The sequence below is a fragment of the Chroococcidiopsis cubana SAG 39.79 genome, from assembly GCF_003991895.1.
Classification (GTDB): Bacteria; Cyanobacteriota; Cyanobacteriia; order Cyanobacteriales; family Chroococcidiopsidaceae; genus Chroococcidiopsis; species Chroococcidiopsis thermalis.
This window is the reverse complement of sequence record NZ_RSCK01000276.1, coordinates 1-822: the sequence shown is the minus strand read 5'-3', so window position 1 is coordinate 822 and position 822 is coordinate 1. Positions and strand designations below refer to the sequence as shown.

The window sequence follows — 822 nt, the reverse complement described above, 5'->3', positions numbered from 1 at the left end:
TGATCTCCTGGTGCAAACACATCGCAATGCTGCTTGCACATCATCGCGCCGATGGGGATACCACCACCTAAACCCTTGGCAGAAGTGAAAATATCTGGTTCGATGCCTAAATTCTCGTAGCCCCACAATTTCCCAGTTCGTCCCATTCCCGCTTGCACTTCGTCCAGAATTAGTAAAATTCCGGTTTCGTCACAAATCCGCCGAATTGCTTGGAAGTATGCCACTTCTCCGGGGCGCACCCCGCCTTCTCCTTGCAGCGGTTCGAGCAGAATTGCACTCACTGCCCGATCGCCTTCATCTAGTTCTGAGATGGCGGCTTCGATCGCCTGAATCTCGTTATAGGGGACGTAATGGAACCCTGGGACTAAGGGGGCAAAGTTTTTCTGATATTTCGGTTGTCCGGTAGCGGTTATCGTGGCTAGGGTTCTGCCGTGGAAGCTGGCGTTGGCCGTGAGCATGACTGGATGCTCGATCTTCTGTACGGTGTGGGCGTATTTGCGCGCTAGTTTAATTGCCGCTTCGTTAGCCTCCGCTCCAGAATTGCACAAAAAGACTTTCTCGGCACATGAATGCTGAACTAGCCATTGTGCTAGTTGCCCTTGCACGGGGATGTAAAACAGGTTGGAGACGTGGTGTAGCGTCTGAATTTGGCGCGTCACTGTTTCCACCATCGCTGGGTGTGCGTGTCCCAGGGTACATGTTGCAATTCCGGCGACCAAATCGAGATATTCTTTTCCTGTGCTATCCCAAACTCGACAACCCGCACCCCGTTCTAAGGCAATCGGGAAACGGGCATATGTGTCCATGACTGACTCTTTGAAG

1 protein-coding gene is annotated in these 822 nt (G+C 52.2%); it reads right to left on the bottom strand.

Annotation, left to right across the window (positions count from 1 at the left end):
- On the bottom strand, positions 1-822 hold an 822-nt coding region (locus DSM107010_RS37875), incomplete at both ends, for an aminotransferase class III-fold pyridoxal phosphate-dependent enzyme (RefSeq protein ID WP_127025461.1).